The 3,625-nt window shown below is 69.3% G+C and carries 3 protein-coding genes and 1 pseudogene (1 of these 4 cut by a window edge); 3 read left to right on the top strand and 1 reads right to left on the bottom strand.

Features of this window, described 5'->3' with window-relative positions; all coding sequences use genetic code 11:
* Together BGN97_RS04225 and BGN97_RS04230 are read left to right on the top strand one after the other, a co-directional pair.
* A partial coding sequence (locus BGN97_RS04225) for an alanine racemase C-terminal domain-containing protein (RefSeq protein ID WP_292698323.1) occupies window positions 1-380 on the top strand: 380 nt, incomplete at its 5' end.
* Window positions 377-1,411, top strand: coding sequence for an alanine racemase (locus tag BGN97_RS04230; RefSeq protein WP_292698325.1), 1,035 nt, complete (start codon window positions 377-379; stop codon window positions 1,409-1,411). The genes BGN97_RS04225 and BGN97_RS04230, both read left to right, overlap by 4 nt.
* Window positions 1,412-1,414: 3 nt before the next feature.
* On the opposite strand, the gene BGN97_RS04235 is transcribed toward BGN97_RS04230, so the two are convergent.
* Window positions 1,415-1,624, bottom strand: coding sequence for a hypothetical protein (locus BGN97_RS04235; RefSeq protein WP_292698327.1), 210 nt, complete (start codon window positions 1,622-1,624; stop codon window positions 1,415-1,417).
* 181 nt (window positions 1,625-1,805) lie between these two features.
* Between BGN97_RS04235 and BGN97_RS04240 the strand changes: the two are divergent.
* Window positions 1,806-3,625 (top strand): annotated as a pseudogene (locus tag BGN97_RS04240) (DNA topoisomerase IV subunit B); it runs 266 nt beyond the window's last position.

Here is a 3,625-nt window from a genome sequence, read left to right on the forward strand (position 1 = left end):
TTCACGGCCGTGTGCTCTCGACCAAGCCCCTGCACGCCGGGGAAGCCGTCTCGTACGGCTACACGCATCGGGCGAGCAGAGACACCCGGGTCGCGCTGGTGTCGGGCGGGTACGCCCAGGGTATCCTGCGCGCGCTGGGGAACCGTGCTCGCGTGCAGATCGCCGAGCACACGCATCCGATCGTCGGCCGCATCGCGATGGACGTCTGCGTGGTCGATCTGGAGGGGGCGGATGCCGCGGTCGACACCCCCGTGACCTACTTCGGCGGCAGCGGTGCGATGCGCGACGTGCTCGCCCAGTGGGCCTCGGCCACGGGCCTGACCGCACTGGAGATGGCGGTCGTGATCGGAAGCAACGGCGAACGGAGCTGGCAGGCGTGAGCACCCCGGTCCTGGAGATCTCCCGAGCCGCATTCCGTGCGAACATCGCGGCGGTGCGCGCGCGACTGGACGGGTCGCAGCTCATGCTGGTCATGAAGGACGACGCCTACGGGCACGGCATCGAATGGGCCGTCGCCGAGGCGGAGGCCGGCGGCGTCTCCTGGTTCGGCAGCTACGACGTCCCGACGGCGCTGCGCATCCGCGCCGTGACCGCCCAGCGGGTGTACGCGTGGGCCCCGTCGACCGGTCCCGAGATCGACGCGGCGATCGGGGCGGGCGTCGAGCTGGGGGTCGGATCGATGGAGTACCTGCACGCGGTGATCGCGGCGGCGGAGCGCCTCGGCGCACGCGTCGCAGTGCACCTGAAGATCGACACGGGCCTGCATCGCAACGGGTTCCGGCCGGAGGCGTGGGCCGATGCCGTCGCCGTCGCGCGGGACGCGGAGGCTCGGGGCAGCATCCGGATCGTCGGAGTCTGGAGTCATCTCGCGGAGGCCAGCGACGAGGAGGACGACGCCGCCCAGGAAGTGTTCCTGGACGCGGTGCGCATCCTGCAGAACGCCGGCGGGGAGCCGGAGGTGCTGCACCTGACGGCTTCCGCTGCGGCGTGGTGGCGCCCCGAGCTGCGAGGGACGCTGAGCCGGATCGGCGCGTTCTGCTACGGCATCCGCTCCGCCGAGGGCCCGCAGCTGGAGGGCCTGTCGCTCATCTCACGACTGGTGGCCACTGTCGACGCCATGGAAGGCGAGCTGGTGCGGATCGGCGTCGGTGCGTTCCACGGACTGCCGTCGATCCTCCGCGGCGCGGAGGTGGCGACGCCTGCTGGCCTGCGGACGATCGTGCGCATCGACGGCGACAGCACGCTGGTCGAAGGCTGGCCTGGTGCACAGGAGGGGGACCGGGTGGTCGTGTTCGGGCCCGGTGCCGACGGGGAGTCGGATGCCACGGCTCTCGCGGAGCGGATCGACACGGTGGGCGAGGAGATCCTCACCCGGCTCACGCCGGCGGTGCGGCGTGAGCTCGCGGATTGAGGCTCAGGCCTCGATGAGGCGGGCGGTCTCGTCGTGCCAGCTGGTGGCGACCGCGCGCAGCTTCTCCTCGTACTTGCGGCCGTGGTGGGCGCAGAAGAGCATCTCCGTGCCATTGACCGCGGCTGCGATGTAGGCCTGCGCTCCACAGGAGTCGCACCGGTCCATCGCGGTGAGGCGGTACTGGACGGTCTCTCGCTCAGTCGTAGCGTTCATGTCGGTGCCTCCTCGGGATTCGGGTTCGATTCGAGATCGTGCTCAATACAACCACGGCTCACCTGAGTGCATGCCCGGATCACGGCGTGTTTCGCTCTGCGCGTACGCGTCGCGTAACGGGTGGGCGGCGGGGGAGTGTCGCGGCATCCGCGGCGGCCGCCGCGAAATAGAATCGAACATTGTGACCAACGAGTATTCCGCCCATCATCTCCAGGTGCTCGAGGGGCTCGAAGCGGTTCGCAAGCGCCCCGGCATGTACATCGGATCCAACGGATCGCCGGGACTCATGCACTGCCTCTGGGAGATCATCGACAACTCCGTCGATGAGGCCGTCGCCGGCAACGGGTCGAAGATCGACATCGTGCTGCACGCCGACGGCAGCGTCGAGGTCGCCGACCGCGGGCGTGGCGTGCCCGTCGACGTCGAGCCGCGCACGGGGCTGACCGGCGTGGAGGTCGTCTACACCAAGCTGCACGCGGGCGGGAAGTTCGGCGGCGGGTCCTATGCGGCATCCGGTGGTCTGCACGGTGTCGGCGCATCGGTCGTGAACGCCCTGTCCGAGCGACTCGACGTCGAGGTCGACCGCGGCGGCAAGACCTACGCCATGTCGTTCCATCGCGGTGAGCCGGGCGTGTTCGCCGACGCGGGGGAGCCTCGGCCTGACTCGCCCTTCACGCCCTTCGAGAGCAAGAGCGAGCTGCGCGTGATCGGCAAAGTGGCCAAGGGCGTCACCGGCACGCGCGTCAGGTACTGGGCCGACCGGCAGATCTTCACCAAGGACGCGGCCTTCCAGCTCGGCGACCTGGAGAACCGCGCCCGCCAGACCGCGTTCCTCGTGCCCGGCCTCGAACTCGTCGTGCGCGATGAGCGTCCCTCGTCCGCCCCGGACGGCGAGACCGGCCCCAGAGTCACGTCGTACCTCTACGAGGGCGGCATCTCCGAGTTCGTCGACTACCTCGCCTCCGACGCCCCCGTGACCGACACCTGGCGCATCCAGGGCAGTGGCTCGTTCACCGAGACCGTGCCCGTGCTGCAGGCCGACGGACACATGAAGGCCACCGAGGTGGAGCGCGAGTGCCAGGTCGACATCGCGCTGCGCTGGGGCACCGGCTACGAGACCGTGACGCGCTCGTTCGTGAACATCATCGCCACGCCGAAGGGCGGTACACATCAGCAGGGCTTCGAGCAGGAGCTGCTCAAGTCGCTGCGCGGGCAGGTCGAGCAGAACGCGCGACGGCTCAAGGTCGGCAACGACAAGCTCGAGAAGGACGACGTGCTGGCGGGGCTCACCGCGGTGCTGACCGTCACCGTGCCGGAGCCGCAGTTCGAGGGCCAGACCAAGGAGGTGCTGGGCACGCCGGCGGTGCGCTCGATCGTCGCGAAGGTCGTGCGCACCGAGCTCGCCGCCCGCTTCGGGTCGACCAAGCGCGACGACAAGAGCCAGACCTCCCAGCTGCTGGACAAGATCGTCTCCGAGATGAAGGCCCGTGTGTCCGCGCGCGCCCACAAGGAGACCCAGCGGCGCAAGACCGCGCTCGAGTCCTCGTCGCTGCCCGCGAAGCTGGTGGACTGCCGCTCCAACGACTTCGAGCAGAGCGAGCTGTTCATCGTCGAGGGCGACTCGGCCCTCGGCACCGCTCGGCATGCCCGCAACAGCGAGTTCCAGGCGCTGCTGCCGATCCGCGGCAAGATCCTGAACGTGCAGAAGGCGTCGATCAGCGACATGCTCGGCAACGCCGAGTGCGCGGCCATCATCACCACGATCGGCGCGGGTTCCGGACGCACGTTCGATCTGAGCCAGGCGCGCTACGGCAAGGTCATCCTGATGAGCGACGCCGACGTCGACGGCGCCCACATTCGCACGCTTCTGCTGACGCTGTTCTTCCGGTACATGCGGCCGCTGGTGGAGGCGGGACGGGTGTTCTCGGCCGTGCCGCCGCTGCACCGCGTGATCGTGATGAACCCCGGGTCCAAGCCCAATGAGACGATCTACACGTACTC

Source organism: Microbacterium sp. 69-10, assembly GCF_001897945.1.
In the GTDB taxonomy this organism is placed as follows: domain Bacteria; phylum Actinomycetota; class Actinomycetes; order Actinomycetales; family Microbacteriaceae; genus Microbacterium.

Coding starts and splice junctions, on each gene's coding strand:
- BGN97_RS04235 (WP_292698327.1), bottom strand. CDS start 1,624: ATGAACGCTACGACTGAGCGAGAGACCGTCCAGTACCGCCTCACCGCG.